At 69.9% G+C, this 26,760-nt stretch carries 27 protein-coding genes and 1 pseudogene; 13 read left to right on the top strand and 15 right to left on the bottom strand.

What is annotated here, in order from left to right; all coding sequences use genetic code 11:
• Nucleotides 1-7 precede the first annotated feature (7 nt).
• The 8 genes from dnaG to FHU39_RS05460 all read right to left on the bottom strand — a co-directional run bounded on the left by dnaG (nt 8) and on the right by FHU39_RS05460 (nt 7,052).
• Entirely contained in the window at nt 8-1,888 is a 1,881-nt protein-coding gene (gene dnaG, locus FHU39_RS05495; protein WP_183319424.1) for a DNA primase, read from the bottom strand.
• A gap of 61 nt (nt 1,889-1,949) precedes the next feature.
• A complete protein-coding gene (locus FHU39_RS05490) occupies nt 1,950-2,654 on the bottom strand; it encodes a DinB family protein (RefSeq protein WP_183319423.1) in 705 nt (234 codons plus the stop codon).
• 153 nt (nt 2,655-2,807) lie between these two features.
• Nucleotides 2,808-3,836 carry a nitronate monooxygenase gene (locus FHU39_RS05485; protein ID WP_183319422.1) on the bottom strand — a complete coding sequence of 343 codons (1,029 nt, stop codon included), beginning with the start codon at nt 3,834-3,836 and terminating at the stop codon, nt 2,808-2,810.
• A 23-nt stretch (nt 3,837-3,859) separates the two neighbouring features.
• Nucleotides 3,860-5,098: a deoxyguanosinetriphosphate triphosphohydrolase gene (locus FHU39_RS05480; protein ID WP_183319421.1), complete on the bottom strand. Its 1,239-nt coding sequence runs from the start codon at nt 5,096-5,098 to the stop codon at nt 3,860-3,862.
• The gene (locus FHU39_RS05475; RefSeq protein WP_183319420.1) at nt 5,095-5,553 is read right to left on the bottom strand and encodes a hypothetical protein; all 459 of its coding nucleotides are present in this window, start codon (nt 5,551-5,553) and stop codon (nt 5,095-5,097) included. The genes FHU39_RS05480 and FHU39_RS05475 overlap by 4 nt, the downstream gene beginning before the upstream one ends.
• Nucleotides 5,554-5,564: 11 nt before the next feature.
• Nucleotides 5,565-5,984 (bottom strand): DUF3806 domain-containing protein, encoded by a 420-nt coding sequence (locus FHU39_RS05470; protein ID WP_183319419.1) that lies wholly within the window; start codon nt 5,982-5,984, stop codon nt 5,565-5,567.
• Nucleotides 5,981-6,256 (bottom strand): DUF2277 domain-containing protein, encoded by a 276-nt coding sequence (locus FHU39_RS05465; protein WP_183319418.1) that lies wholly within the window; start codon nt 6,254-6,256, stop codon nt 5,981-5,983. The genes FHU39_RS05470 and FHU39_RS05465 overlap by 4 nt, the downstream gene beginning before the upstream one ends.
• Nucleotides 6,257-6,287: 31 nt before the next feature.
• Nucleotides 6,288-7,052, bottom strand: a complete 765-nt coding sequence (locus FHU39_RS05460; protein WP_183319417.1) for a DoxX family membrane protein — start codon at nt 7,050-7,052, stop codon at nt 6,288-6,290.
• Nucleotides 7,053-7,189: 137 nt separating this feature from the next.
• On the opposite strand from FHU39_RS05460, the gene FHU39_RS05455 reads away from it, so the two are divergent.
• Nucleotides 7,190-8,020: a sulfurtransferase gene (locus FHU39_RS05455; RefSeq protein ID WP_183319416.1), complete on the top strand. Its 831-nt coding sequence runs from the start codon at nt 7,190-7,192 to the stop codon at nt 8,018-8,020.
• On the opposite strand, the gene pdxR is transcribed toward FHU39_RS05455, so the two are convergent.
• Nucleotides 8,017-9,429 carry a MocR-like pyridoxine biosynthesis transcription factor PdxR gene (gene pdxR / locus FHU39_RS05450; RefSeq protein ID WP_183319415.1) on the bottom strand — a complete coding sequence of 471 codons (1,413 nt, stop codon included), beginning with the start codon at nt 9,427-9,429 and terminating at the stop codon, nt 8,017-8,019. The two genes, FHU39_RS05455 and pdxR, sit on opposite strands and share 4 nt — an antisense overlap.
• On the opposite strand from pdxR, the pseudogene FHU39_RS05445 reads away from it, so the two are divergent.
• A pseudogene (locus FHU39_RS05445) lies at nt 9,370-10,659 on the top strand (APC family permease); the annotation flags it as partial. The gene pdxR and the pseudogene FHU39_RS05445 sit on opposite strands and share 60 nt — an antisense overlap.
• Nucleotides 10,660-10,739: 80 nt before the next feature.
• On the opposite strand, the gene dusB reads toward FHU39_RS05445, so the two are convergent.
• Nucleotides 10,740-11,975, bottom strand: coding sequence for a tRNA dihydrouridine synthase DusB (gene dusB, locus FHU39_RS05440; protein ID WP_425484760.1), 1,236 nt, complete (start codon nt 11,973-11,975; stop codon nt 10,740-10,742).
• Nucleotides 11,976-12,065: 90 nt separating this feature from the next.
• On the opposite strand from dusB, the gene FHU39_RS05435 reads away from it, so the two are divergent.
• The 8 genes from FHU39_RS05435 to FHU39_RS05400 all read left to right on the top strand — a co-directional run bounded on the left by FHU39_RS05435 (nt 12,066) and on the right by FHU39_RS05400 (nt 19,685).
• Nucleotides 12,066-12,371: an EthD family reductase gene (locus FHU39_RS05435; protein WP_183319414.1), complete on the top strand. Its 306-nt coding sequence runs from the start codon at nt 12,066-12,068 to the stop codon at nt 12,369-12,371.
• 92 nt (nt 12,372-12,463) lie between these two features.
• Nucleotides 12,464-12,694, top strand: a complete 231-nt coding sequence (locus FHU39_RS05430; protein ID WP_183319413.1) for a hypothetical protein — start codon at nt 12,464-12,466, stop codon at nt 12,692-12,694.
• On the top strand, nt 12,691-13,092 hold the full coding sequence (locus FHU39_RS05425) for a PIN domain-containing protein (RefSeq protein WP_183319412.1): 402 nt from the start codon (nt 12,691-12,693) through the stop codon (nt 13,090-13,092). Before FHU39_RS05430 ends, FHU39_RS05425 begins: the two co-directional genes overlap by 4 nt.
• A gap of 611 nt (nt 13,093-13,703) precedes the next feature.
• On the top strand, nt 13,704-15,239 hold the full coding sequence (locus FHU39_RS05420; protein ID WP_183319411.1) for an HNH endonuclease signature motif containing protein: 1,536 nt from the start codon (nt 13,704-13,706) through the stop codon (nt 15,237-15,239).
• Nucleotides 15,240-15,682: 443 nt separating this feature from the next.
• Complete coding sequence (locus tag FHU39_RS05415; RefSeq protein ID WP_183319410.1) at nt 15,683-16,387, top strand: GntR family transcriptional regulator; 705 nt, start codon at nt 15,683-15,685, stop codon at nt 16,385-16,387.
• Between the two features lie 73 nt (nt 16,388-16,460).
• The gene (locus FHU39_RS05410; RefSeq protein ID WP_183319409.1) at nt 16,461-18,017 is read left to right on the top strand and encodes an NCS1 family nucleobase:cation symporter-1; all 1,557 of its coding nucleotides are present in this window, start codon (nt 16,461-16,463) and stop codon (nt 18,015-18,017) included.
• A 22-nt stretch (nt 18,018-18,039) separates the two neighbouring features.
• Nucleotides 18,040-18,954 carry a universal stress protein gene (locus tag FHU39_RS05405; protein WP_183319408.1) on the top strand — a complete coding sequence of 305 codons (915 nt, stop codon included), beginning with the start codon at nt 18,040-18,042 and terminating at the stop codon, nt 18,952-18,954.
• A 2-nt stretch (nt 18,955-18,956) separates the two neighbouring features.
• The gene (locus tag FHU39_RS05400) at nt 18,957-19,685 is read left to right on the top strand and encodes an aspartate/glutamate racemase family protein (protein WP_183319407.1); all 729 of its coding nucleotides are present in this window, start codon (nt 18,957-18,959) and stop codon (nt 19,683-19,685) included.
• On the opposite strand, the gene FHU39_RS05395 is transcribed toward FHU39_RS05400, so the two are convergent.
• The 4 genes from FHU39_RS05395 to FHU39_RS05380 are packed head-to-tail and all read right to left on the bottom strand — an operon-like array spanning nt 19,669 to nt 23,321.
• Nucleotides 19,669-20,277 (bottom strand): response regulator transcription factor, encoded by a 609-nt coding sequence (locus FHU39_RS05395; protein WP_183319406.1) that lies wholly within the window; start codon nt 20,275-20,277, stop codon nt 19,669-19,671. The genes FHU39_RS05400 and FHU39_RS05395 overlap by 17 nt on opposite strands.
• Nucleotides 20,274-21,539: a sensor histidine kinase gene (locus FHU39_RS05390; protein ID WP_183319405.1), complete on the bottom strand. Its 1,266-nt coding sequence runs from the start codon at nt 21,537-21,539 to the stop codon at nt 20,274-20,276. Before FHU39_RS05390 ends, FHU39_RS05395 begins: the two co-directional genes overlap by 4 nt.
• A 25-nt stretch (nt 21,540-21,564) precedes the next feature.
• A complete protein-coding gene (locus FHU39_RS05385) occupies nt 21,565-22,377 on the bottom strand; it encodes an ABC transporter permease (RefSeq protein WP_183319404.1) in 813 nt (270 codons plus the stop codon).
• Nucleotides 22,378-22,379: 2 nt separating this feature from the next.
• Nucleotides 22,380-23,321: an ABC transporter ATP-binding protein gene (locus tag FHU39_RS05380; RefSeq protein ID WP_246336170.1), complete on the bottom strand. Its 942-nt coding sequence runs from the start codon at nt 23,319-23,321 to the stop codon at nt 22,380-22,382.
• Between the two features lie 106 nt (nt 23,322-23,427).
• On the opposite strand from FHU39_RS05380, the gene FHU39_RS05375 reads away from it, so the two are divergent.
• Nucleotides 23,428-23,739, top strand: coding sequence for a DUF6703 family protein (locus tag FHU39_RS05375; protein WP_183319402.1), 312 nt, complete (start codon nt 23,428-23,430; stop codon nt 23,737-23,739).
• 5 nt (nt 23,740-23,744) lie between these two features.
• On the top strand, nt 23,745-24,149 hold the full coding sequence (locus FHU39_RS05370) for a Fur family transcriptional regulator (protein ID WP_183319401.1): 405 nt from the start codon (nt 23,745-23,747) through the stop codon (nt 24,147-24,149).
• 42 nt (nt 24,150-24,191) lie between these two features.
• On the opposite strand, the gene FHU39_RS05365 is transcribed toward FHU39_RS05370, so the two are convergent.
• Entirely contained in the window at nt 24,192-25,160 is a 969-nt protein-coding gene (locus FHU39_RS05365; protein WP_183319400.1) for a PDDEXK family nuclease, read from the bottom strand.
• A gap of 149 nt (nt 25,161-25,309) precedes the next feature.
• On the opposite strand from FHU39_RS05365, the gene FHU39_RS05360 reads away from it, so the two are divergent.
• Nucleotides 25,310-26,716: an MDR family MFS transporter gene (locus FHU39_RS05360; RefSeq protein ID WP_183319399.1), complete on the top strand. Its 1,407-nt coding sequence runs from the start codon at nt 25,310-25,312 to the stop codon at nt 26,714-26,716.
• The last annotated feature ends 44 nt before the right edge of the window (nt 26,717-26,760 follow it).

The raw sequence follows: 26,760 nt of genomic DNA, 5'->3' as shown, positions 1-26,760 counted from the left end.
GCGCTGCTCACTCCACGGTGGCCAGCAGATCGGCCAGGGTGCGCTGCAATGTGGTCAGCTGGGCGGAGATGCCCCTGGCCTGCTCGGGGTCCTCGGTGCGACGCAGCGCGCTCATCACCTGCGAGATCTGCCGCCGCAGCGCGACCTCCCGCACCCGGATCACCAGCGAGCGCACATAGTGCCAGTCCGGCCGGCCCTGGCTGTCCAGCTTGGTCGGCAACGGTTCGACGGCGAGCTGGGCGACCAACGGACGCACGACCTGCGGCACCGCCTCGTTGACCGCCGACACCCACGCGCCCTGGCTTCGACCCGGGTCGATGCCGACGGTGCGGGCCGCCTCGAACACGGCTCGGTGCGCCGGGGCGGTCAAGTCAGCGGGGTCGATCGGGTCCAGTTGCTGTGTGGGCACCGCGCTCGGGAACTGGATGACGCACTGCAGCAACATGTGCTCGGCGCGCACGACCGGATCCCGCAGGTTCGGCGGCTCGTATGCCGGTGCCGGGACGGCGTCCTGCGCGGTCTCCTGCGGCTGGTCCCGCGCCTGCTTCGCGGCCTCCGCGATGCCGCCGCGGGGCGCGCGACGCACCGCCTGGGTGAAGTCGTCGATGCCGACGCCGATCCGGCGGGACGCCTCCCGGATCAGCTCGTCCCGGCTCAGGCCGTCCCGGATGTCCGCCACGATCGGCGCGATAGCCTTCGTCGCCGCGACCCGCCCGCTCACGCTGTCCAGGTCGAACCGCGCCAACGTGGTCTGCACGACGAACTCGAACATCGGCGTCGCGCCGTCCACCAGGGCGCGGACCGCCTCGGGGCCGCCGGACATCCGCAGCTCGCACGGGTCCTGGCCGTCGGCGGCGACTGCGACATACGACTGGGAGGCCCAGCGCTGGTCCTCGTCGTACGCCTTCAGGGCGGCCTTCTGCCCGGCGGCGTCCCCGTCGAAGGTGAAGACGACCCTCGCCGGGTCTCCCCCGCGTTCGTCGCGCAACAACCGGCGCAGCAGCTTGATGTGCTCGACCCCGAATGCCGTGCCACAGGTGGCGACGGCCTGGGTGACGCCGGACAGGTGGGCCGCCATCACATCGGTGTAGCCCTCGACGATCACCGCCCTGCGGTCGTCGGCGATCGACTTCTTCGCCAGGTCCAGGCCATAGAGCACGCGTGCCTTCTTGTAGATCGCGGTCTCGCCGGTGTTGAGGTATTTCGCGGGACGCGGGTCGCCGTCGAAGATGCGCCGGGCGCCGAAGCCCACCGTGTCACCGGTGATGTCGTGGATCGGCCAGAGCAGCCGGCCCTGGAAGACGTCATACCCGCCGCGGTTGATCAGCCCCGCTGCGAGCAGCTCGTCACGACTGAATCCCTTGTCCCGCAAGAGGTTCCCGAGCGCGTGCCCGTCGGTCGGTGCGTAGCCGAGACCGAACTGCCCGGCGATGGCGCTGTCGAACTCCCGTCCGCGCAGGTAGTCACGCGCGGTGCGCGCCTCCGGCAGCTCCGGCAACAACGAGGAATAGAACTCCTCGGCGACCCGGTGCGCCTCGAGCAGTCGGGTGCGGCGGCCGATGCTCTCCTCGCGGGGCCGGACGCCGTCCTCGTAGTGCAGCTCGACGCCCGCCTTCCCGGCGAGCCGTTCGACCGCCTCGGCGAAGCTGAGATGGTCGACCTCCTGCACGAAGGAGATGACGTCGCCGCCCTTGCCGCAGCCGAAGCAGTGGTAGAAGCCCTGGGTCGGGTTGACCGAGAAGCTCGGGGTCTTCTCGTCGTGGAAAGGGCACAGGCCGACCAGGTTGCTGCCGGAGCGGCGCAGCGTGACGTGCTCGCGCACGACATCCTCGATCGAACTGCGCTCCTTGACGAGTTCGACGTCTTCGGACTTGATGCGACCCGCCATAACACCGGCAGTCTAGGTGGCCGGGCGCGGGCAGTGGGCAGCGTCCTCCACAGGGAGTCCCTCAGCCGAGCCTCGCCAGGTCACGAACGGCGAAACCGTGGTGCTCGAACTCCTCGTTGAGCACTGTCCGCAGGCACTCGGCGACGCTCCGCCCCCGGGCGTAGGGCGGCCACACGTCGTCGCCCGGCACGGGCGCCGGGCCGGCCAGCTCCGCGGGCGTGCACTCCGCCAGCCACGCGGACAGCGTCCCGGCCTGGCGTGCCCGCACGGCCAGCACCTCCTCGAGTGCGGGATCCGCGTCCGGGTCGACACCGGGTGTGGTGGCGTCCGGCACCGAGTCGATGGTCAGCCCGAACGGCGTGAACGGCGCGATGCGGCCCAGGCAGCACCGCAGGAACCAGGACTCGTGGACGAAGACCAGGTGCCGCAGCGTCTGGATCGCCGACCACTCCCCGCCGACCGACTCGTGCTCGATCCCGGGCGACCGCCTCAACCGCTCGATGGTCACGTCCCAGCTCTCCCGCAGCTGCCGCCACGCCTCGCGCAGATCGGCGACCTCGTCGGAGCGGATCAGCACCCGCACCGGATGACGGCGGTCCAGCTCGGCCTCGACATACGGCATCACCTCGACGCCGTTGACGGTGAGGTCGGCGAGCAGCCCGTCGATCTCCGCGCCGCGCATCACCACCCCGACGAAGCGAGAGCGGTCGAGCAGGCACTCGCGGAACTCGGCGCCGGTGAAGTCACGATCCAGGAAACGCTCCATAGGGGCAGCGTATGGCGCTGTGGTGACATCGTGACCTCGACGGGCTCGGCTACCTCGACGGGCTCGGCTACCTCGACGGGCTCGGCCACCTCGACGGGCTCGGCGACCTCGACGGGCTCGGCCACCTCGACGGGCTCGGCGACCTCCTCCGGGTCAGTGGAGATCGGCGGCGAGCGCTGCCACCACGTCGGCCGCGGGGCCGGGGCGGGCCTGCCGCCAGCCGGTGCCGGCCCACAGGCTCACCAGCTCCCGATTGCCGGTGGCCGCGCCCGCGGCGCGCACCGGCTTGGTCAGCTGGTTCACGATCGGGTAGACCGGGACGGCGACCGGGTCGAACCGGGCCACGAACTCGTTGCGTACGGCGCGCGCCGGACGACCGCTGAACGCGCGGGTCACGACCTGCTCGGTCAGCTCGGGCGCGGTGAACCCGGCGCGGTAGGCGTCCGTCATGCCGCACTCGTCGGTGAGCAGGAATGCCGAACCGCATTGCACCGCAACAGCACCGCGGGCCAGCGCATCGGACACGTCGCCGGCCGCCATGATCCCGCCGGCGACGACGACCGGCAGGTCGGTGACCGCGAGCACGGCCGGCAGCAACTCGCGCCAGCCCGAGGTGTTGGGCTCCGCATCGTGCCGGTGCGTGCCGCGGTGCCCTCCCGCGTCGGTGCCCTGCAGGCAGAGCAGATCGGCGCCTGCCGCGGCGGCGGCCTGTGCCTCGGCGGCGTCGGTGACGGTCGCGAGGATCGTGCTTCCGGCAGCGTGCAGCCGCTGCACCGCGTCGACCGGGGGCGGTCCGAAGATGAACGACACCAACGCGACCCGGGCCTGCTCCAGCACGGCGACCTTCTCGGCGAAGTCGTCACTGCCGTCCCAGCGCGGCTCGGGCAGCTGCACTCCCGCGGACTGCGCAACGGGGGCGAGCGCCTCGGCATACGACCGCAGCAGGCCGGCGTCCCGCTGCTCGTCCACCGGTGTCGGTACGAAGAGGTTGACGCCGAAGGGCCGGTCGGTCAGCTCCCAGACCCGCGCGATCCCCTCGGTGAGCTTGTCCCCGCTGAGATAGCCGCCCGGGAACAGCCCGAACCCGCCGGCGTTGCTGATCGCCGCGGCGAGGGCCGGCGTGCCCGTGCCGGCCATAGGTGCGCCGACGATCGGTTGAGGCGAAAGGGACCAGTCGAGCATGGTTCGGTGTGCTCCTGCGGGGGTCATGACCAACTCTCGGCGAGGGTGCGGGCGCGGTGGTCGGTGAGTGACGCGATCTGGTCGACGACGACGCGCAGCGCCGCCGCATCGCCGGGTGCTGCCTCGTAGTCCTCGGCGAACATCGGGTCGAGCCGGTCGGGGTGCTCCTGATAGAGGGTGAAAAGCGTTGCGATGATGCGGCGTTGCTCAGCCTGCAGGATGCGCCGCACGTCGGTCATCATCACGAAGTGTGCTGCAACGGCCTTGAGCATCACGCACTCGGCGAGCACGTCGACGGGTATGACGACGTCCGCGGCGTACCGGGTCAACGGACCGTCGCCGTACTTGTCCCTCGTGGCCTGCTCGGCGGCCGCGACGAACCGGCCGATCAGCCGGCTCGTCATGTCCTTCAGCGCGGCAACCCCGTGCCGACCCGCCGCCAGCTCCTCCGGTATGACGCCGGACGCCACCAGGCGCTCGAACGACCCGGCAAGCTGGGCGGTTTCGAGGTGCGGGGCGTAGATCCGACGCGCCAGGTCGGCCAGCGTGCCGCGCTCCTCGGGCGACCGCAGCGCGCGCAGGTCGATCAGGCCGAAGGTGATGCCGTCCTCCACGTCATGCACCGAATAAGCCACGTCGTCGGCCCAGTCCATCACCTGCGCTTCGACGCACCGCTGCTGGTAGCGCCCGGACGGCGCCGTCGCGCGCACCCAGCCGAAGATCTCCGCATCGTCCGCGTAACAGCCGAACTTGGTGGGATAGGAACGGCTCTCGCCGCGGGACCACGGGTATTTGCTGGCGGCGTCCAGCGAGGCCCGGGTGAGGTTGAGGCCGACCGACGCGCCGCTCGGCCGCGAGCGCTTGGCCTCGAGTCTGGTGAGGATGCGGAACGTCTGCGCGTTGCCCTCGAATCCGCCGATGTGGCCGCACAATTCGTTCAGCGCCGCCTCGCCGTTGTGGCCGAACGGCGGATGCCCGAGGTCGTGGGCGAGGCACGCGGTGTCGACGACATCGGCGTTGCAACCGATCACCTCGCCGAACTCCCGGCCGATCTGTGCGACCTCCAGCGAATGTGTCAGCCGGTTGCGGATGAAGTCGTTGTGCGGTTGCAGCACCTGAGTTTTCGAAGCGAGCCGGCGCCAGCCGGCCGAGTGCAGCACCCGCGCGCGGTCCCGTGCGAAGTCGTCCCGGTCGGCGCGCTTCTGCACGGGGTCCTCCCTTACGAAGCGTTGCCGGTCGTAGGCCGAGTAGCTCGTGCTCATGCGGCGCCACCCGGCCGCAGGCTGCGCAGCGCGGCACCGAAGGACCGCACCGAGTGCTCGTGGTAGCCGCCCATGGCCAGGCCGGCGTTGCGTTCGAAGACGTTGCGGGAGGCGAAGTCGCCGGTGCGCAGCCAGGACCAGCCGAGCGCGGCGGCATACAGGGGCAGGAAGGGCAGCCCACCACACACGACGTACTGCCAGCTGTGCTGCTCCTCGTGCGTGAGCAGCGTGGGGCTCTCCCGCTGCAGAACAGTCCAGTCCCCTTTGGAGACAACGACGTTGCCGACGGTGAAGGCCCCGGCCACCGGGAAGTCGAAGCGGTAACCGCCGGCGAGGTAGAGGCCACGCGGCCCCTTCGCGACCCGCGCGCGTCCGATGCGCGCGATCGCCATACCGAGCAGGGTGGATCCGTTGGCCCAGTTGGCGCACCACTTCAGCCTGGTGGCAACGGTCATCGCGGATCCCATCAGTCGTCCGCGCCGCCGATGTTGCGCATCAGCTCCTGCGCGAAGACCGGGATCCACCCGCGCTGCCGCTGCGACCACGCCTGTGCCACCGGATCGATCGGGTAGAGCACACCGAGGTCGTCCGCCGAGGCCAGCGCGAGGTCCGTGCCCTGGTCGTCGCCGGCGACCCGCCACTGCAGGCTCGTGTTGCGTTGCAGGTATTCGCCCATCGCCATCGCGATCATCGTCAGCTTCGGGGTGGGGTCGGGCCGGTCGTCCGCGGGAGTGAGCAGCACCTCGTGGACGTAGTCGTCGTACGCCGAGCCGATCGAGTCGATGTCGTCGACGTCGATGCCGGCCGCTCGCGCATCCCCGAGCCACCCGGTGAGCGCCCGCTGCGCGGCGCGGTTCAGCGGCCGGACGGTGATCTCGGCGGTCATGAGGCGGTCGAGAACCGCGCCGCGGACCGCGCTCGGGCCTTGGCGGCCTCCTCGTCGCGGTCCTTCGGCGGCGCGGTGGTGACCAGTGAGTCGATGAGCTCACGACTGGCCTGTGCGATCACCCCGACGGCCTTGTCGTAGGCGGCCTCGTTGGCCTTCGACGGCTTGGAACCCCCGGCGATCTTGCGGACGAACTGGAGCGCGGCGGCACGCACCTCGTCATCGGTCGCCGGAGGCTCGAAGTTGTTGAGCGGGCGAATGTTGCGGCACATGCCCCCATTCAACCCGATTTGCGCGAACGGCTCACGCGAGCCGGGCGCGTGCCTTGTCGGCTGCCTTGGACGCCCGCTTCGCAGCGCGCCGACCGAGACGCTGGCCGTGCTCCCGAACCGCTTCGGCAACCACGGGCGCCTGCTCCCGGGTGGCCTCGGCGACGGCCTCACCGTGCTCCTTCGCCGCCTCGGCGACCACCGGTGCCTGTTCCTTCACCACGTCCGCCACGTGCGCACCGTGCCGCTTCGCCGCGTCGCTGACGTGCTCGAACGTCGCCTTCAGCGAGCTGACGGTCTCGGAGCCGTCGGACCCGGACGGCAACGCCGACGCCACGGCCTCACCCGCCTGGTGCGCGGCCGCCCGCCCGCGCCAGGCCAGGCTGGGTTTGCCCTCGGTATCGGCGGCGGCGATCAGCAGCCCGCCCATCAGGCTGAGGTTCTTGAGGAACTGCAGCTGCTGCTGCTTGCGCCGGGCCGGGTCGTTCTCCTGCCAGAACGCGTGGCCCGCGAGCGTCGTCGGCACGAGGCTGCCGGCCAACGCCAGCGACGCGATCCGCGGCACCCGACCGGTGGCCAGCAGCAGCCCGCCGACGACCTGGACCCCGCCGTTGAGTCGCACCGCGTCCGCCGGGTCGGCGGGGACGAGTGCCGCGACCGGGCCTGGCAGGAGCGACCGGATCTTGTCGACGACCGGTGCCGCGGCCGGCGCCGCGTGGTCGGGACTGCGCACCGAGTTGAACCCGGCGTAGACGAAGATCGAGGACAACATCGGGCGGGCAAGGCGACGGACAAGCACGGTTCTGCCTCCAGAGAGCGGTCTCGTGGCGTTCGCGCCCCGGCGGGGCACTCGGACCTTCCCGAGACTACCCAGGTGACCAGCCCGGCATTCGTCGCGGCATTGCGGTGGCACCCTCCGCCCAGCAGACTTTGGGTATGTCGCGTCCCACGCATCCGCTCATCATCCCGGCCGCACTGGCGCCGATCCTCGACTCCGTCACGATCATCGACACCCGCTGGCAGATGGGCGAGCAGACCCGCCGGCCGGCATACGAGGCAGGTCACCTGCCCGGGGCGCGGTGGGTGGAGTTCGAGGGCGTCATGGCCGACACGCCCGGCCCCGGCGGCCGCCACCCGATGCCGCAGCGGGACGTCTTCGCCGCGGCGATGCGCGCCGCCGGCGTGGACAACGACCGCCCGGTCGTGGTGTATGACGACGGCAACTCGCTGGCCGCGAGCCGTTGCTGGTGGCTGCTGAAGTACTTCGGCAAGGAGGACGTGCAGGTCCTCGACGGCGGTTTCGCGGCATGGCAGGCCGCCGGGCTGCCGGTGTCGACCGACGAGCCAGCGACTGCCGAGGGCGACTTCTACCCGACCGACCCGGGCGCGGCGCTGCTCGACGCGGACAGCGCCGCCGACGTGGCGGCGACCAAACTGCTGCTCGACGCTCGGCCGGCCGACCGGTTCGCCGGGCAGAACGAGACGGTCGACCCCGTCCCCGGCCACATCCCCGGCGCGGTCTCCGCACCCGCGCTGGCCAACCTCACCCCGTCCGGGGAGTTCCTGTCCTCGGACGACCTGGCGATGCGTTTCACCGCACTCGGGATCCGGCCGGACAGCGAGGTGGGCGTCTACTGCGGCTCCGGGGTGCAGGCGACGCATCTCGCACTCGCGCTGGAGGCGTCCGGCATCCACCCGCAGACCAGCGTCTACATCGGGTCGTGGTCGCACTGGATCACCGACCCCGAGCGGCCGGTGGAGAGCTAGGAGCCGCGCAGCACCGCGCCGATCCGGCGGACGGCCTCGGGGATGTGCGGCTCGTCGATGTGCCGGAAACCGAGCGCGAGGCCCTGCACGGGGCGCTGCTCGACATACCTCGGCGACAGCGGCTCGACCCCGACGCCGCGCTGCTCGAGCGCGGCGGCGATCTTGCGGTCCGACCTGCGCTGATCCCGCAACCGGGTGCACACGTGCAGCCCGGCCGCCGACGGATAGCAGTCGAGCACGTCGTCGAGACCGGACAACTCCTGCAGCAGCGCCGCCCGCCTGGTGCCGTAGACCCGGGTCGCCCGGCGCAGGTGCGCGGCGAGCAGGCCCTCGGCGAGGAACCGGGCCATCGCACCCTGCGTGACTGTGTCGCCCTGCCAGTCGGTGAGCAGCTTCGCGTCGCGCAGCGCCGGCTGCAGTGAACGCGGCGCGACGACGTAACCGATGCGCAGCATCGGCATCAACACCTTGGAGAACGAGCCGACGTAGGCCACCCGGCCGCAGCGGTCGAGACTCTGCAAGGGCGCGAGTGCCTTTGCCTCATAACGGAATTCGCTGTCGTAGTCATCCTCGATGATCACCGCGCGATGATGTGCCGCCCAGTCGAGCAGCGCGGTGCGCCGCCGCAGCGACATGACGGCACCGGTCGGGAACTGGTGCGACGGCGTCACGTAGACCACCCGCGCATCGTCGGGCAGTGCATCGACCACCAGGCCCTCCTCGTCCACCGGGACACCGCGGACCCGCGCGCCGTGTGAGGTGTAGAGCCGGACGACGGCGGTGTAGCCGGGGTCCTCCACCGCGACCGTGTCCCCCGGCGCGAGCAGGACCCGCGCCAGCAGGTCGAGAGCCTGCTGGGCGCCGGCGGTGAGCAGCACGTCGGCGCCGTCCGTCACCACCGAGCGGGACAGCCGCAACTGCCGGGCGATCTCGGCCTGCAGGCGTGGATGGCCGGATCCGTCATACACCGGCTGCTCCTGCAGTGCGGGGCGCAAAGTGGCCGAGACCAGCCGGCGCCACACCGCGAACGGGAAGAGACTCGTGTCCGGACCGGCGACGGACAGGTCGAACTCGAGCGGCGGTGCGTCGGGCACCGGTGCGGGCAGCCGGTCCCACACCGCACGCGGCTGAACCTCGCCCGCGGGTGCCGATGGCGGCGGCACCGGCCGCGCGTCCGGGCTGACGAAAGTGCCTGCGCCGACGCGTGACTCGAGGTAACCCTCGGCGACGAGCCGCTCGTATGCCGTCGCGACCGTCCCTCGCGCGACGCCCAGCTCGGCGGCGAACGCGCGGGTGGCCGGCAGCTTCTCCCCCGGCGGCAGCCGTCCGGATGCGATGCCGTCGAGCAGGTGCTGGTAGATCCGCGTGGTGCGGTCACCGGAGCCGGACAGATCGACCAACAGATCCATTCCCCCACCGTAGATTGGCCCAATCAATTTGACCAGGAATGGCTCTTTGCAGGGCCATTCCCGATCCTCCAGACTCGTCTGGTGAAGAGTTCGCTGTCCGTCCCGCAGGGTGCGGCGCTGTCCATCGGGGCGGTGCTCGGCACCGGCGTGATCACCCTGCCGTCGCTCGGGGTTCAGGTGGCCGGACCGGCCTCGCTGGTGGCGTGGATCGCCTTGGTGGTGCTCAGTGTTCCGCTCGCCACCACGTTCGCGGCCATGGGTGCGCGGCACCCGGATAGCCGCGGTGTCTCGGCATACGTCGACCGCGCCTTCGGTGCGCGGGCGGCCGGAGCGATCGGCTGGTGCTTCTACTTCGCGGTGCCCGTCGGCGCCCCACCGGCAAGCCTGATGGCCGGAGCGTATGTCGCCGACGCTGTCGGGGGCGGACGGACGACCGCCGTCGTCACCGCGGCGTCCCTCATCGTCTTCGTCGGCGTGCTCAACGCGGCCGGCCTGCGGTTGTCCGGCCGGGTGCAACTGGTCCTCACGGCCGTCCTCGCCGCACTGATCTCCGTCGCGGTGCTGGTCGCGGCACCGCACGGCTCGACCGCTCACCTGACGCCGTTCGCGCCGCACGGGATCGGTGCCATCGGCTCCGCAGCGGCCCTGCTGGTCTGGGGCTTCGCGGGCTGGGAGGCCATCGCGCCGCTGGCCGGTGAGTACCGGGACCCGCGCCGGGACCTGCCGCGTGCCACCACCATCGCCATCGCGGTCGTCGGCGTGCTCTACCTGGCGCTGGCCGCGGCCACCGTGCTGGTCCTCGGCCCGGCGGCGGCGCACACCTCGGCGCCGCTGTCGGCCCTGCTCGTCGCGGGCGTGGGCGGGCCCGCGCGCATCGTCACCGCCGTGCTCGCGGTGCTGTTGACCGTCGGTGCGATGAACGCCTACTTCGCCGGCGGTTCGCGCCTGGGTGCGGCACTGGCCGCGGACGGTGCGCTGCCGGCTTCCCTGGCGAAGGGCGCCGAGACCGGCGCCGTACCGCGCCGGAGCCTGGCCGTGATCACCGGGCTCGCACTCGGCTCGCTCGTGGCCAACGAGGTCTTCCACTTCGACCTGGCGCAGTTGATGCTGCTCACCACCGGCTGCTTCACCCTGGTGTACGTGATCGGGACCGCGGCCGCCGTCCGCCTGCTGCCCCGGTGCAGCACCGCGTGGTGGACGGCCCTGATCGCGTTCGTCAGCGTGTGCGGACTGTTGGTGATGAACGGGCCGCACGTCGTGTGGGCGATCGGCGCCGCGGCGGCGTCACTGCTCTACCGGCGCCTGCGGCGTCAGCCGCCGCTGCTCCACGCCTCCGCGGCTGCGACCTCCGAGCGGGTGCGGTCGTCGACGGTGCGCGAGTCGAGCCAGCCCTCAGGCAGCACGACGTGCCGCTCGGAGCCGGCCCGTCCACGCTGACCCTCGGCGGCCTCACCGGGCCACGGCTGATCCAGGTCGAGGCTGCCGATGAGCTCGTCCAGGGACGTGAGTGACTTCACCAGACCGAGGCCCGCGCGCAGCTGCGAACCCACCCGGAATCCCTTGAAGTACCAGGCGATGTGCTTGCGGATGTCCCGGCACGCCTTGTCCTCGGACTCGAAGAACTCCGCCAGATAGACCGTGTGCAACCGCAGGGTGTCGGCGACCTCGCGCATGGTGGGCTGCACCCGGGTCGAGCCGCCCGCGAAGGCCGCCGCGAGATCGGTGAACAGCCACGGACGGCCGAGGCAGCCGCGCCCGACGACGACGCCGTCGCAGCCGGTCTCGCGCACCATTCGCAGCGCGTCCTCGGCGGACCAGATGTCTCCGTTGCCGAGCACCGGGATGCTGGTGACGGTCTGCTTGAGCTGCGCGATCGCGTCCCAGTGCGCGTGACCGGAGTAGGCCTGCGCGGCGGTGCGGGCGTGCAGCGCGACCGCAGCCGCGCCCTCCCCCTCGGCGATCCGCCCGGCCTCGAGGAACGTCAGGTGGTCCTCGTCGATGCCACGGCGCATCTTCACCGTCACCGGGATGTCGTATGGCACCGCCGCCCGCACCGCCGCCGACACAACGCCCCGGAACAGGTCGGTCTTCCACGGCAACGCCGAGCCGCCGCCCCTGCGGGTGACCTTGGGGACCGGGCAGCCGAAGTTGAGATCGATGTGGTCGCAACGGTTCTCACTGGCGAGCAGGTGCGCGGCGCGGCCGGTGGTCTCGGGGTCGACGCTGTAGAGCTGGATCGAGCGCGGCGACTCGTCCGGGTCGTGTTCGATGAGCCGCATGGTCGTCGCGTTGCGTTCGACCAGTGCGCGCGAGGTGATCATCTCGCTGACGTAGAGGCTGCTCGCCCCCGACGCGCCACCCGCCGCGGAGCCTTCGGCGCCATACCTGCGACACAGGCGGCGGAACGCCCGGTTGGTGATCCCGGCCATCGGGGCCAGCACCACCGGTGAGGCGATCGTGTGCCTGCCGATTCGGAGCGGCGGCAGGACGGGCGTGGGGGTCAGGGTGTCGGTCATCGCGTCATACATCGTCGCAGAGCGCGCCATACCGCCAAAATCGCCACGCTCCGCCGGCGCCGGGCGGGGCGCGAGTATCTTCGAGTCGCCGCCCCGTCGACCCCGACAGAAGGACCCACCATGCCCCAGTTGATCGTCGCCTACGGCCAGCCCGACGACCCCGCCGCGTTCGACAGCCACTACACCTCGGTCCACAAGCCGCTCGTCGACAAGATCCCCGGCCTGCAAGGCTGGCACGCGGGACACTGCGCCACGACCGACGGCTCCGAGCCGCCGTACTACCTGGTGGCCGTGCTGAGCTACGCGTCGCAGGAGGCCATGACCGCCGGGATGGCGTCACCGGAGGGACAGGCTGCGTCTGCGGACGTCGCCAACTTCGCCACCGGAGGCGCGACGCTGCTCGTCACCGACGACCTCGTCGGGTGACGCAGCCGCCTTCATCTGCTGCGCCCAGCAGCTCACCACACGCGCTTCGCCAGACCCGCTGAAACCCACGGTGTTGGTGCCATAATGGCACCATGAAACGCATGAACCTGCGGGACGTGCCCGACGACGTCTATGCGGCGCTCGTCGAAGCGGCGCGGGACAACCGACAGTCGCTCAGCGCGTTCGTGGTCGACCGGCTCCGCGAGGTGGCCCAGACGGTACGCATCGCTGACTATGTCGCAACCTATCCAGCACCGCGCGGGACCGGTGTCACCACCGACGACGCGGTCGCCGCGGTCCGGAACGTGCGAGAGGCCTCGTGACGCTTGCCGTTGTCGACGCATCCGTTCTTGCTGCCTTCTACGCCGTGGATGATTCGCGCCGCGCCCGCATTGCGGAGCGACTGAGCATCGGGGACACACTGTTCGCGCCTGCGCACCTGGATGTGGAGATCGTGTCCGCGCTGCGTGGCATGGCCCTGGGCATTCCCGAGCTTGACCGCATCGTGCCCGAGGCGCTCGCGCATTTGGCGCGTTTCCCGATCCGACGTATGCCGCTGTCTCCGTTGCTGAACCGAGCGTGGGAACTGCGCGACAACCTCACGGTCTACGACGCCGCGTACGTTGCCCTGGCCGAACGGCTCAACGCGGTGCTGGTCACGTGCGACGCCAAGCTGGCAAACGCCAGTGGACCGGAATGCACCTTCGAGCAGATCGCCTGACAGGAGCGGGATCGGCCGTCACCCAGCAAGACGCCGCCTGGCTTGTGTGAGCGCGAGAAACCGTCTCGATGGACAATCCGAGTCAATGGCGCGTTGTGCCAGTGCTCCAGGTGCGTTTGGGTCATTGCCCGCAAAGCGGGTGCTTGCGTGAGCAGCTCGGCGTATCGGACGAAGGGCTGGTCCCACTGCCATTGGCCATGGTGCTCGACAACTCCCGGCACGTACCCGGAAAGCCACTCGATCGACTCATCTACCGCGTAACCCATCGCGACGGCGGTCTCGATGTGGCGTCGGTCGGGCCCGGTCACGACGTAGCGCACATCCTGCAACGTCTCGCCGACTGCGCGGGCGAGCCGGCGCCCCGCCCCCACGCGGTGGCCGAGTAGGCGAGCCCGCGATATTGCGCTGGCCGAGTAGGCGAGCCCGCAAGGGCGAGCCGTATCGAGGTCCCGTCCCCCCGCGGTGGCCGAGTAGGCGAGCCCGCAAGGGCGAGCCGTATCGAGGTCCCGCGCGTGCGCAACCGACCCCACGAGCCGATACGTTTCGGGGCAAACATATCGAAGAAATGTTCGCAAAACCTCTGTATTTCCTGAACGTCACCCGATAGAATCATGACAACGAAAGCACCTAGGGGAGAGGGGGACTCGATCACCGTGGCCATCGACTCACCCTTGCGCATCCCCGGTCAACCGGCACCGGTGGAAGCGGATACGACTTGCTGGGACGGGCCCGATCCCGCCCGGCGGCCGGTGCCGGGTCTGGGGCCACGGCTGGCCGAGCAGGTGAGGGCCGTGGCCGGCGCGCTGGACCAGCTACCTCGCGTGTTCGACCAGCTCGGCGAGGGCCAACTCACAGACCTGGTCAGTGTGCTGCTGGGTGTGCAGGAGCGGGCCGGGCAGGTGGCCACGCTGGCGACGGCGAACGCGTCCGAACGGGGTGTGGTGGATGCCTCGGACGCGGCCAACACCACCGGGTGGGTGCGCGCCCGGGCGCAGGCCGCCGGGACCAGCATCGAACCCTCGGCCGCCAGTACGGTGTCTGTGGTGGCCGAGGCGTGCCGGGACCGGCGCAACCATGTGATCGCCGCGGCGGTGCGGGACGGGTCCTGCACCCTGGCCACCGCCCGCACGGCGTTACGGCAGACCGCGAAAGTCGCCGAAGTGTTACCGGCCGCGGCCCGCGAAGACATCCAATCCTGGTTCCTGCAACTGGACCCGGCGCTGGGGTCCCGGGGCGTGACCGAGTTGACCCGGCGGATCATCGCCAACTACGCCGCGGACAAACTCTCGGCCGAGGACGCACACCTGGACAAGGTGGAGTCGTTGACCTGGCGGACCCTGCCGACCGGGATGATCCGGTTGATCGCCGACCTGTGCCCCGCCAACGCCGCCATCCTCAAACAGGCCATCACCGCGCTGTCCGCACCCCACCCCGCCCACACCAAGGACACCAGCACCACCGGTGACGCCGGTGACTCGACTGGTCGCGCCGGGGCCGCGTTCGGCCTGCACCCCGACGGCCAGCACGACGACTGCGACGGTGACGTCGATGGGGCCACCACCACAGGCGCTGCGACCGAGCGGGTGCGGGATGAACGGACCCCGGGCAAACGGCGGGTGGACGCGCTGATGGACCTGGTCGCCGCAGGCGCCAAGACCGTGTGCGGGGACGGGATGGGCATCGGCGCGGGCGCCACCGTCCTGGTCACCATGGACCTACACCGGCTCCTCACAGACTTGGACGGTGCCATCACCATCGGCGGGGAGATCCTCGACGCGGGGACCGCCCGCCGCCTGGCGTGTGATGCGGACCTGATCCCCGTCGTCCTCGGTGGGAAGAGTCAACCCCTGGATGTGGGGCGACGAGAACGGTTGGCCACCAAGGGGATACGGGCCGCCGTCGTCCACCGGGACATGGGATGCACGTTCCCCGCGTGCGACCGGCCACCAGGATTCTGCGAGATCCACCACATCCTGCCCTGGTGGGCCGGCGGCGGCACCGCGTTGACCAACTCTGCCATGCTGTGCCGGCGACATCACCAGATCGTGCACCGGCACGGGTACACCGCCACCATCACCAGTGACGGGGTGCACTGGGACCTGACCGACGGTGCCATGCCCGGCTGGTCCGCCGACAAGGTCGCCTGACCACCGGGACGGTGCGGGACCTCGATCACGGTCTCGCCTAACGGCTCGACCTACTCGGCCACCGCTGCTTACTCGGCCGCCGCGGGTGTGCGCGGGACCTCGATCACGGCCTCGCCTAACGGCTCGACCTACTCGGCCACCGCGGGTGTGCGCGGGACCTCGATCACGGTCTCGCCTAACGGCTCGACCTACTCGGCCACCGCTGAAATCTCCGGTGCTGAAATGGGCTGCGCGGGAGGATGACTCGGCCACCGCGGGTGTGTGCGGGGCCTCGATCACGGTCTCGCCTAACGGCTCGACCTACTCGGCCACCGCGGGTGTGTGCGGGACCTACTCGGCCACCGCTGGAAATCGCCACCGCTGAAATCACCGGGCGCTGAGGTCTGCGACGAATCCGATTGCGTCGGTGGGCAACGCGCACCGAACACGGGATACTGACACCGATGACTACTGACGAAAGTGCGTGGATCTCCAAGCTGCACCGTGCTGACGGTTACGCGACGGGGCCATACGTGCTCAGTGAGTTGCGGCGCGTCATCGTCTCCGGCCAAGTGAAGCCGGGCGCGAGCCTGCCGCTCGACGCGATCGGAGACTTCTTCCAGGTCAGTCGGATTCCCGTCCGAGAAGCGCTCAAGACGCTCATCGGGGAAGGTCTGGTGCGTCATCAGCCGCGCGGTGGTTACACGGTGACCGTGCTGAGCGGGCCCGAGCTGCACGAGTTGTACCTCGTACGTGGCGCACTCGAGGCCGCAGCGATCGAAGCAGCCACCGCGGCAGCCGGCCCCGACGACGACCGACGTGCCGGTGAGGTCCACGCCGAGCTGCTCGAGGCGATCGCGGTCGACGACGTGCCGCGCTACCAGAACCTCAGCCGGGCGTTCCACGAAACGCTGCTCGCACCCTGCGCCATGCCCCGGCTGCTGCACATGCTGAGCCTGGTCGCCGACCTGACCGAGCCATCACAGGCCATGAGCCTGCTCGACGCCCCGCAACGCGCCGAGTTGCAGACCGACCACACCCGGATGCTGGAGGCATTCCTCGCACGTGACGGCGCCGGGCTCAGCGCAGCCGCCCGCGCGCATCACGGCCGGCTGACGGCATACATCGACGAATCCCGCAATGGCCACGGAGATATATCCGCCGACTGAGCGATATATCTCCCAGCCCATTCTCAGCGGTACCGCGGCGCTCCTACCGTTTCAGCAACGCTTAGGAGGCGCGATGTCGAACACCGAATGTACAAGCCAACCCGTCGAGAACGAACCGCACGGCGCGGTCGGCGTCGACGTCCTGCCTGTCGCGTACGACCACCGGTTGTACAACTACGACATCGCACCCTCCAAGAAGGAGGGACGCACCTGGAGCTCGTACAACATCTTCGCCCTGTGGGCCAACGATGTGCACAGCCTGGGCAACTACACGTTCGCGATCGGCATGTTCGCCCTCGGGCTGGGCGCCTGGCAGATCCTGCTGGCGATGGGCTTCGGTTCGCTCTTCCTGCTGGTGCTGCTCACCATCTCCGGGTTCGTCGGCTACAAGGTGGGCGTCCCATTCCCGGTGATGAGCCGGATCAGTTTCGGCGTCCGGGGCGCACACATCCCGGCCCTGTTCCGCGGCGGCGTCGCCATCGCCTGGTTCGGGATCCAGACCTACCTGGCGTCCCTGGTCTGCAACATCCTGGTCCTCGCCCTCTTCCCGGGCGCGAGCGGACTGACCGACCACAAGCTGCTCGGGCTGGATTACCTCGGCTGGCTCTGCTTCGCGGTGCTCTGGGTGATCCAGGTGATCATCGCCTGCTACGGCATCGAGATGGTCCGCAAGTTCGAGGCCTACTCCGGGCCGATCATCCTGGTCACGTTCCTCGCGATGGCGATCGCCGTCGTCGTCCAGGTCCACGGCCACATCACCTGGGAGCCGAAGGCGATGCTCGGCGGCAAGCCCTGGGCGCTGCACGGCTGGGACATGTGGCACGAGATCCTCGCCGGCGCCTCCGGCTGGGTCGCCATCTACGGCACGTTCGTGCTCAACTTCTGCGACTTCACCCGCGGCGCCAAGTCGAAGCGCTCCATCGTGCTGGGCAACATCGCCGGCATCCCGGTCAACACGATCTTCTTCGGGTGCATCGTGGTCCTGCTCGCCGGTGGCCGGTTCACCGTCGACGGCACGGTGATCGCAGGCCCGGAGGACGTGGTGCACACGTTCTCCACGCCGTTCCTGGTCCTCGCCTGCCTCGCACTGGTCATCCTGACCGTCGGCGTCAACCTGATGGCGAACTTCGTCGCCCCGGCATACGCCCTGACCAACATCGCGCCCAAGAAACTCGACTTCCGCAAGTCCGCGATCATCTCCGGTGTCATCGGCTTCGTCATCCTGCCGTGGAACCTCTACAACTCACCGACCGTCATCAACTACTTCCTCGGCGGCCTGGGCGCCGTGCTCGGCCCGCTCTTCGGGATCGTGATGGCCGACTACTGGGTGCTGCGCAAGCAGCGGGTGAACGTGCCCGACCTCTACACGTTCGACAAGAACGGCGACTACTTCTACAGCAACGGCGTCAACAACCGCGCGGTCATCGCCCTGGTCCCCTCGGCACTGATCTCGATCGCCTTCGCCTTCTCCGGCCAGATCCACGCCCTCAACTCGCTGAGCGGCTACGGCCCGTTCTCCTGGTTCATCGCCGCCGGCATCGCCGTCGTCCTCTACCTCGTCGTCGCCGACCGGTCCCGCACCTTCCGCGATGTCGACGGCGAAGCGATCGCCGTCCAGGCCCACCACTGATCCCCGTCAAGGAGCTTCCGTCATGACCACCATCGTCGCTTACCAACCCGGGGCCGCAGGTCTCGAAGCCCTACGCCTCGGCGCCTACTTCGCCCGTTCCCGGGACTCCCGCCTGCTGGTCACCATGGTGATGGAGACGCAGTCCGCGCCGACCGTCGCCCGGGTCGACTTCCAGTACAACAGCCTGCTGCGTCAGCAACTGATGAATCATCTCGAGGAGGCGCAGCAGGACGTCCCCGGCGACGTCCACGCGGAGTACCGCGTCCACGACGCCCGTTCGGTGCCCAGCGGCCTCGTCGAACTCGCCGAGAGCGAGTCGGCGTACGTGATCGTCGTCGGCAACGCCTCCCGCGGTGTTCTCGGCCGGATCAGCCTGGGCAGCACGACGAACCACCTGGTGCACTCCAGCCCCGTCCCGATCGCGTTGGCACCGCGCGGTTTCCGGACCACCCAGCAGGACCGCATCAGCCGGGTGACCGCCGCCTACGGCGGGGAGGCGGGCAAGTCCGGTCTCGTCGTCGCGGCGGCCGGGATCTGCGAGGAGATGAACGCCGAACTGCGGCTGGCATCGTTCTCGCTCCAGCCCCGCAACGTCCCCACCACCGACCTGGAGGCACGCAGCAAGGCCCGGGCGTCGATCACCGCGGCGGTCCGCGAGAGCGCCGAACCCGTCCTGGCGGAGGTGCGGTCGCTGCCCAACGCCCCGAAGGTGGGCGAGACCGTCGTCGGCTTCGGCGAGGAGTGGGCCGACGCCATCGAGCACGTCGACTGGACCGGTGGCGACGTCCTCGTCGTCGGCTCCAGCGACATGGGTCCGGGGCACCGAGTCTTCCTGGGGTCCACCGGCATGCGGATCGTGCACGAGTCGCCGGTCCCCGTCATCGTGCTGCCGGGTGAGGCAGTGGAAACGCTCGTCGAGCGGGCAGAGGAGGCCTGATCGTGAAGATCCTCGTCGTCAATGTGAACACGACCGAAACGATGACCGAATCCATCGGTCAGGCCGCACGTGCCGCCGCGTCGCCGGGCACCGAGATCATCCCGCTGACACCGCATTTCGGCGCCGAGTCGTGCGAGGGCAACCTGGAGAGCTACCTGGCCGCCGTCGCCGTCATGGACCGGGTCCTGAGCTACGACGGCGAGTTCGATGCCGTCATACAGGCCGGGTATGGCGAGCACGGTCGCGAAGGTTTGCAGGAGCTGCTCGACGTCCCCGTCGTCGACATCACCGAGGCCGCCGCGTCGACCGCGCAGTTCCTCGGCCACAAGTACAGCGTCGTGACCACCCTCGACCGGACCGTCCCCCTCATCGAGGACCGCCTGGTGCTGGCCGGGCTGGACCGCCGCCTGGCGTCGGTGCGTTCGTCCGGGATGTCGGTGCTGGAACTCGAATCGGACCCGGAGCGGGCCATCAAGGCGATCGTGCGTGAATGCGAGATCGCCGTGACCGAGGACCGGGCCGAGGTCATCTGCCTGGGCTGCGGCGGGATGGCCGACCTGGAGGCCCAGGTCCGCGAGCGCGCCGGCGTGCCGGTCGTCGACGGTGTCGCCGCCGCCGTCACGATCGCGGAAGGCCTGCACCGGCTCGGCCTGCAGACCTCCAAGGTGCGCACCTACGCCCCGCCGCGGCCCAAGAAGATCACCGGCTGGCCGATCACAACCAGCCGTTAGATTCGGCGATCTGCGCGGCCTCGGCGCGGGTGCGGGCGCCGGTCTTGCCGATGACCGCCGACAGGTGGTTGCGGACGGTGCCCTCGGACAGGAACAGCTCGCGGGCGATGTCTGCGACGGTGCCGCCGCCGCGCGCGGCCCGCAGCACATCCGTCTCGCGGGCCGTGAGCGGCGACTCCCCCGCGATCAGGCTGTCCGTGGCGAGCGCCGGGTCCACCACCCGCAGGCCCTGGTGCACCCGTCGCACGGCGTCGGCCAGCTCTCGCGCGGGTGTGTCCTTGACCACGAAACCCGCTGCACCCGCTTGTAATCCGCGCCGCAGGTAACCGGGGCGACCGAACGTCGTCACGATCAGCACCTTGGCTCCCGGGACCGCCTTGCGCAGCTCCGCGGTGGCGGTGATGCCGTCCTTGCCCGGCATCTCGACGTCCATCAGCACGACGTCCGGCTCAGTCTCAACGGCGGCCGCCACCACCTCGGTGCCGTCGCCGACCTCGCTGACGACGGTCAGGTCGCTCTCCAGCTCGAGCAGCGCCGCGAGCGCGCCGCGTACCAGTGCCTGATCGTCGGCCAGCATCACCTTGATGCTCATGCCATCGCCTCCCCCGATTGGCGCCCGACGGTATGCCGCGAGCCGTTGTCCTCCACCTCGGCCTCCCCGGCGAAGCGCTGCTCCGCACCGGAGCTCGCCGCCACCGTGACCGAGAACCCGTGCGGTTCGACCGACCGGGTGATCAGCACGGCGCCCGCGGCGAGTGCACGCTCACGCAACCCGGCGAGTCCGTTGCCGTCACCGGCCCCGGACGGATTGCCGACCCCGTCGTCGGCCACGGTGATGGACGACGGCGTGACGGAGATGGTGCAGGTTGCCGCCTTGCTGTGCCGCAGCACGTTGGTGACGCACTCGCGCACCGTCCAGGCGAACGGCTCGACCAGGTCGGCGGGCACCTCGTCGAGCGCGGTGGGTGTCCGTGCGGTGATGCCCGCGGCTGCGAGCGCCTCCTTGGCCCGCGCCAGTTCACCGGACAGCGAGATCTCGCGGTAGCCCTCGACCGCGCGCCGGACGTCGGCCAGCGCGGTCCGGGACAGGCGTTCCAGGTCGGCCACCTCCGCACGCGCGCGCTCGTCGGCGCCCGCGTCCATCAGCCGGCCGGCCAGCTCCGCCTTGACCGTGATGACCGTCAGCGAGTGACCGAGGATGTCGTGCAGGTCGCGGGCCATCCGGTTGCGTTCCTGCTGCACCATCAACTCGGCGTTCACCCGGCGGGATTCGCGCAACTGGTGCTGACGCCGCCCGGCGACCATGCCGATGGTGATCGCCACGGCGCCGAAGCCGAGGCCGATGAACGTGCTCGGGTCGGAGTGCCAGCCCGGCAGGTTCCACAGGATGCCGTACGCGACACCGGTGGCGACGACGGTGATCCAGCCCCACAGCAGCGGCAGGGTCCACAGACCGGACAGCGCGAAGAAGATGCCCGCAGCGATGCCGTCCTGGCCGACGGCGAGCACGCAGACGATCGCGAGCACGCCCAGCAGCAGGTAGCGAACGTAGTCCCGTGGGCCCGCCTGGTAACCCCAGGGGTAGGAGAGCCGGAAGAACGCGGCGCGGCAGGCGTAGAAGTGCCACAGGTAGACCACGCAGAACACCGGAACCACGACGACACCGACGATCCCGCCCACGGTGTCCAGATGCCGGAGCGCGTCGATGAACGGCTGCAGCATCCAGAAGAGCCACACACCGGACCAGAAGAGCATGATCGCCCGGTTGCCGACCGAGTCCTCCGAGTCCCGGTCGAACACAGCGGCCAACCCCGAAGAGCGCTTCGGGCTCGGCCGCTTCATGTTCTCGTCCATCAGGGTTCAGTGTGCCAAAGCCGGGTCAGACTCGGCTGGTGTCGCGGCTGAACCGCCATACAGCTCCGGCGCCGAACAACCCGATCCAGACGACCGCGCTGACCACCCACATCATGTCGAACGACCCACCGAGCAGCGGGTACCGCGCGATCTGGGACAGACCCCACATCGGGGTGAAGGACGCCACGGTCTGCATCGTGTGGCTCATCGCGGCCAGCGGGTAGAAGATGCCGCCGGCGAAGGCCAGCAGGGAGATGCCCGGGCCGAGGACCTGCATGGCGTTCTCGGACGGCATCAGGTAGCCGACGAACAGGCCGAGCGAGGCGAAGACGCTGCCGCACACCCAGGTCAGCACCACCGCGGCGATCCACCGGCCGGCCGGCATCGTCGCACCGGTGAAGCTGCCGATGGTGAAGACCACGACGACCGGCAAGGCAGCAGCCACCATGGCCGTCAGCACCTTGACGGCGATGTATGCCGGGCCGGTGAGCGGGGTGAGCCGCAACTGGCGACTCCAGCCCTGCGCCCGCTCTACCGACACGGTCGCGCCGATCGCACAGGATGCCGCCATCGCCCCGTAGATGGCGAAGCTGATCATCTCGTAGGCCTTGGCGTTGAAGTCCAGGCCGTCCCAGTGCGCCGGTTGCGACACCCCGAACATGATGTAGAACGCGACCGGCAGGGCGATGGTGAAGATCATCGTCCGCTTGTTGCGCAGCACCCGCAGGAGTTCGATGCGCAGCAGCCGGCCGTTGAACCCGCCGCGGTCCGGCACCCGTCTGTCCAGGTCGATGCGGTCGTCGAGTGGCAGCGCTCGTGGCGCCGTGAAATCGGTCATCGTCAGGCTCCTTGCTGGTCGTCGCCGGTGAGGGCGATGAACGCGTCTTCGAGGCCGCGCGCGGTGATCTCCACGTCGCGGGCGTTGGTGTTGGCGAACAGGTAGCGCGCGACCGCGTCGCTGTCCTTGGAGTGCAACGTCACCGAATCCCCCTGCAACTCCACGGAGTCCACGCCGGGTATGGCGGCCAGCTCGCGGTCGCTGAGACCCGTCATCGTGGCGCGCACGGTGCGGCCGGTGGCCATGGCTTTGATCTGGGCGCCGGTGCCGTCGGCCACGAGCTGGCCCTTGCGCACCAGGATGATCCGGTCGGCGTACTGGTCGGCCTCCTCCAGGTAGTGCGTCGCGAAGAGGACCGTGCGACCGCGCTGGGCGTCCTGCCGGATCGCGGACCAGAAGTCGCGGCGCCCGGTGACGTCCATGCCGGTGGTCGGCTCGTCCAGCACGACCAGCGCCGGGTCGGACACCAGCGCCATCGCGAAGCGCAACCGCTGCTGCTGCCCACCGGAGCACTTCTGCACCTTGCGGTCGCCGATGTCGGCGATCCCGGCCCGCTCGAGGCACTCCTCGACCGAGCGGGTCTGCACGAACAGGCTCGCGGTCAGGTCGACCGTCTCGCGGACCGTGAGGTCCTTCAGCAGACCGCCGGTCTGCATGACGGCCGCGACCAGGCCGCGGCCGATCGCCTCTCGCGGGTCCATCCCGAAGACGCGTGCCGTGCCCGCGGTCGGCGTCGACAACCCGAGCATCATGTCGATCGTCGTGGTCTTGCCGGCGCCGTTCGGGCCGAGGAACGCGACGATCTCCCCCTGCTCCACCGTGAGGTCGAGCCCGCGCACCGCGTGCACCTGACCGAACCGCTTCTCCAGACCGACGAGTTCGATCGCCGGGGCAGTCTGCGGGTCGCCGACGGTCATCGCACCCGCCTCATGTGTCCTCATCATGACGTTCACTCTGCCGGTCGCGGCCGGCACGCGTCCCTGCCGACGATCACCTTCCGCCCATGACATCGGTCATGGGTGTCTCCGAGCGCCGGATATCCTGGAGGGGATGTCAGCTCCTTCTCGCCCGTCCGTGCGCACCTCCCCGCTCCGCGTCCGCGTGGAGCACGCCAGCGACCCGATGCTGCAGCGGATCGCCCGGGCGCCGCGCGCCGTCCCCGCTCTGGTCGTCCTGGCCCTGCTGGTGATCGGTGTCGTCTTCCGCGGCGTCGTCGGCACCGTGTGCTTCGGGATCTGCGCGCTGCTCGTGGCCTGGTTGCTCTACCTCGCGTGGCCGCGCATCCAGCCGATCGAACGGATGATGCGGTGCTCGGTGTTGCTGCTCGCGGTGGCGCTCGCCATCGTCAGCACCGGGATGTGACGACGATGAGCGACAAGCAGCCCGCTCGCCGTACCACCCGCCAGCAGGTCGCCGTGGCCGAGCAGTTGCGCGACCAGACCGACTTCGTGTCCGCACAGGAGCTGCACTCGTCGTTGAAGGACAGTGGCGAGTCCGTGGGTCTGGCGACGGTCTACCGGATCCTGCAGAACATGGCCTCCGACGGCGAGGTGGACGTGCTGCGCGCACCGGACGGCGAGGCGATCTACCGCCGCTGCAGCACCGGCCACCACCACCACCTCGTCTGCCGCTCCTGTGGTCGGGCCGTCGAGGTCGAGGGACCCCAGGTGGAGCGCTGGGCCGCCGCCGTCAGCGCCGAGCACGGTTTCACCGAGGTCGAGCACACGGTGGAGATCTTCGGCATCTGCGCCGACTGCTCCGCGAAGCACTGAGGCTCCCCTCCCGCTCGTCCCATGCCAGACGTGCGCTATGGCTCACCCTTGGCATGGGGCAACACCTGACAACGCATCGTAGGTACGACGGACCTGCCGCATGAACCTGTCGGTGGCAAGCCGGAATCCGATCACGGGTATACGCAGCACCCGGTCGCCCACAGCGACTCGATCGTTCTGTCGCAGCGCATCATCGATCGGGTTCAGCGCGAGCACATGGTGTCCGCCGTCGATCTCGACCACGAGTCCGACGTTCTCCCAGGAGATGTCGAGGTAGACCCGGCCCCCCGGCCCGGTCTTCAGGCTCTGGTGGGACGGCTCCGGCACGCCATACCGGCGGGCCAGCCGCGTGAAGTCCAACTCGCCCAATGAGTGCGCACCATCGGTCACATCCGCAATGACGGCATCCAGGAAGTGCCGCCTGATCGACCGCCGCACACGACGCCAGGCGACGAGTAGCCGGGCCGGGCTGGTCAGCCGTTGCTGGATCGGCAGGCAGATGAGCAGAGCCGCCTGTCTGTCGCTCACGGCCCACTGCGCCGCGTGGATCGTGGCCGGTTCGACTCCGACCCGTGGGATGCCCGCGCCGGCGATCGGTGACGGCGCGTCCACCCGATGCAATCGCACCCCGTCGAGCGGATGATGCCGATTGCGGGACGGCATCGTCACCTCGATCACCTGAGCGGTGAAACCGCTCATCCCGACTGCCAGCAGTGCGCTCGCGCCGTCCAGGCGTCCTCCGGACCCGCTCTCCCACACCGCCTGCCAGTGCAACGCTTCTGTCGTCAACACCGGTGTGTCGATCGCGACCGTATGGCGTCCCGCACGAAACCAACGACCCGCCGCGATCTCATCCCGGACGGCGAAACGGTCGATGCTGTGCTGCAGCAACTCACGACGATGCACGACTCCGCCGTGTCCTGCCGCCAGGTCGCCGGCAATGGCTCGCCGCCTCGCGCCCGTCGGCGAACAACCGGCAGCTCCGTCACGCGCAAACCGATCGTCGGCCATTCGCAGATCCTGCCCGAGCGCGAGCCACTGCCGCCGAGGCCCTGTGGACAGCCGATCTCCACCGGCTTGTCCCACGCCAGGGGTGAGCTATTGCTCACTTTCGGCATGGGCCAACCAGTGTTCTGTGGTTATCTGACGGGGTGCCATCCATGCGGCGAGACCACCGGACACCCGTGCTCGTCGCACTCGTCCTCACCATGGCCCTGGTCGCGATGGACACCACGATCGTCGCGACCGCCATACCGCAGGTCGTCGGCGACCTCGGTGGGATCAGCGAAGTGGGCTGGGTGTTCTCGGTCTACCTGCTCGCCCAGACGGTGACGATCCCCATCTACGGCAAGCTGGCCGACCTCTACGGGCGCAAGCCGATCCTGGTGATCGGGGTCGTGGTGTTCCTCGTCGGCTCCGCCCTGTCCGCGGCATCGTGGAACATGCTGGCGTTGATCGGTTTCCGGGCCCTGCAGGGTCTCGGCGCCGGATCGATCGGCGCCACCGTCAACACGGTCGCCGGCGACATCTACACGGTCGAGGAGCGCGGCCGGGTCCAGGGCTACCTGTCGAGCGTCTGGGGCATCTCCGCGGTGGTTGCCCCGGCGGTCGGCGGCATCTTCGCCGAATACGCCTCGTGGCGCTGGATCTTCCTGATCAACCTGCCGATCGGCGCGCTGGCACTGGCGCTCATCATCCGCGGACTGCACGAGGACGTCGTCCGGACACGGCATCGCATCGACTACGCCGGCGCGAGCCTGGTGCTGGTGTCGGTGGGTCTGCTCATCCTGGGGCTGCTGGAGGGTGGCAGCAGTTGGGCCTGGGACTCCGCCGGCAGCATCATCACGTTCGCCGTGGCACTCGTCGCCGGTGTCGCCGCCGCGCTCGTCGAACGCCGTGCCGCCGAGCCGATGCTGCCGACCTGGCTGTGGACGCGCAGGCTCACGGTGGGCACCTACGCCGCCACCGCGACCGCCGGGATGATCGTCATCGGGCTGTCGGTCTACCTGCCCAACTGGGGGCAGCAGGTGCTCGGCCTGTCACCGGTCGCCGCCGGGTTCGTGGCGGCGACGATGAGTATGACGTGGCCGGTCACCTCGGCGTACTCGGCGCGGCTGTACCTGCGTATCGGTTTCCGCAACACCGCGCTCGTCGGGTCCCTCCTGGCCACCGTGGCCGGCGTGATCCTGTCCGTCCTGGGCTCCGGCGCGGCGGTCTGGCAGCCGGTGCTCGGGACCGCGGTCATGGGTGCCGGCATGGGACTGCTGTTCACCCCGCTGATCGTCGGCCTGCAGAACACCGTCGGCTGGTCGCAGCGCGGCACGATCACCGGCGGCACGATGTTCTCCCGGTTCCTCGGGCAGAGCCTCGGAGCGGCCGCCTACGGCGCGGTGTTCAACGCGGGCATGCGCGCCCACGGCCACCTGCCCGAGCCGCTCCGGGTGCACGAATCGACCCATCTGGTGTTCGTCGGCCTGCTCGCCGTCGCAGTGCTGACCTGCCTGCTGCTGGCCTTCGTCGTGCCGCGACGCTTCCCGGCATACCACGAGGAAGGCGCTCCCACCTGATTGACCGGCATACCGGCGGAACGAGCGGCATGCGGATTGCACCG

This window comes from Flexivirga oryzae (assembly GCF_014190805.1).
Taxonomy (GTDB): Bacteria; Actinomycetota; Actinomycetes; order Actinomycetales; family Dermatophilaceae; genus Flexivirga; species Flexivirga oryzae.
This window is presented reverse-complemented; position numbering and strand designations above follow the sequence as displayed.

What these genes read in the sequence shown, in the direction of transcription:
- FHU39_RS05470 (WP_183319419.1), bottom strand. Translation starts at nt 5,984, where the DNA reads ATGACCGCCGAGATCACCGTCCGGCCGCTGAACCGCGCCGCGCAGCGG.
- FHU39_RS05370 (WP_183319401.1), top strand. Translation starts at nt 23,745, where the DNA reads ATGAGCGACAAGCAGCCCGCTCGCCGTACCACCCGCCAGCAGGTCGCC.
- FHU39_RS05375 (WP_183319402.1), top strand. Translation starts at nt 23,428, where the DNA reads ATGTCAGCTCCTTCTCGCCCGTCCGTGCGCACCTCCCCGCTCCGCGTC.
- FHU39_RS05360 (WP_183319399.1), top strand. Translation starts at nt 25,310, where the DNA reads ATGCGGCGAGACCACCGGACACCCGTGCTCGTCGCACTCGTCCTCACC.
- pdxR (WP_183319415.1), bottom strand. Translation starts at nt 9,429, where the DNA reads ATGGATCTGTTGGTCGATCTGTCCGGCTCCGGTGACCGCACCACGCGG.
- FHU39_RS05430 (WP_183319413.1), top strand. Translation starts at nt 12,464, where the DNA reads ATGAAACGCATGAACCTGCGGGACGTGCCCGACGACGTCTATGCGGCG.
- FHU39_RS05380 (WP_246336170.1), bottom strand. Translation starts at nt 23,321, where the DNA reads ATGATGAGGACACATGAGGCGGGTGCGATGACCGTCGGCGACCCGCAG.
- FHU39_RS05390 (WP_183319405.1), bottom strand. Translation starts at nt 21,539, where the DNA reads ATGGACGAGAACATGAAGCGGCCGAGCCCGAAGCGCTCTTCGGGGTTG.
- FHU39_RS05465 (WP_183319418.1), bottom strand. Translation starts at nt 6,256, where the DNA reads ATGTGCCGCAACATTCGCCCGCTCAACAACTTCGAGCCTCCGGCGACC.
- FHU39_RS05415 (WP_183319410.1), top strand. Translation starts at nt 15,683, where the DNA reads ATGACTACTGACGAAAGTGCGTGGATCTCCAAGCTGCACCGTGCTGAC.
- FHU39_RS05490 (WP_183319423.1), bottom strand. Translation starts at nt 2,654, where the DNA reads ATGGAGCGTTTCCTGGATCGTGACTTCACCGGCGCCGAGTTCCGCGAG.
- FHU39_RS05435 (WP_183319414.1), top strand. Translation starts at nt 12,066, where the DNA reads ATGCCCCAGTTGATCGTCGCCTACGGCCAGCCCGACGACCCCGCCGCG.
- FHU39_RS05480 (WP_183319421.1), bottom strand. Translation starts at nt 5,098, where the DNA reads ATGAGCACGAGCTACTCGGCCTACGACCGGCAACGCTTCGTAAGGGAG.
- FHU39_RS05410 (WP_183319409.1), top strand. Translation starts at nt 16,461, where the DNA reads ATGTCGAACACCGAATGTACAAGCCAACCCGTCGAGAACGAACCGCAC.
- FHU39_RS05455 (WP_183319416.1), top strand. Translation starts at nt 7,190, where the DNA reads ATGTCGCGTCCCACGCATCCGCTCATCATCCCGGCCGCACTGGCGCCG.
- FHU39_RS05365 (WP_183319400.1), bottom strand. Translation starts at nt 25,160, where the DNA reads ATGGCCGACGATCGGTTTGCGCGTGACGGAGCTGCCGGTTGTTCGCCG.
- FHU39_RS05420 (WP_183319411.1), top strand. Translation starts at nt 13,704, where the DNA reads ATGACAACGAAAGCACCTAGGGGAGAGGGGGACTCGATCACCGTGGCC.
- dusB (WP_425484760.1), bottom strand. Translation starts at nt 11,975, where the DNA reads ATGGCGCGCTCTGCGACGATGTATGACGCGATGACCGACACCCTGACC.
- FHU39_RS05485 (WP_183319422.1), bottom strand. Translation starts at nt 3,836, where the DNA reads ATGCTCGACTGGTCCCTTTCGCCTCAACCGATCGTCGGCGCACCTATG.
- FHU39_RS05385 (WP_183319404.1), bottom strand. Translation starts at nt 22,377, where the DNA reads ATGACCGATTTCACGGCGCCACGAGCGCTGCCACTCGACGACCGCATC.
- FHU39_RS05395 (WP_183319406.1), bottom strand. Translation starts at nt 20,277, where the DNA reads ATGAGCATCAAGGTGATGCTGGCCGACGATCAGGCACTGGTACGCGGC.
- dnaG (WP_183319424.1), bottom strand. Translation starts at nt 1,888, where the DNA reads ATGGCGGGTCGCATCAAGTCCGAAGACGTCGAACTCGTCAAGGAGCGC.
- FHU39_RS05475 (WP_183319420.1), bottom strand. Translation starts at nt 5,553, where the DNA reads ATGACCGTTGCCACCAGGCTGAAGTGGTGCGCCAACTGGGCCAACGGA.
- FHU39_RS05405 (WP_183319408.1), top strand. Translation starts at nt 18,040, where the DNA reads ATGACCACCATCGTCGCTTACCAACCCGGGGCCGCAGGTCTCGAAGCC.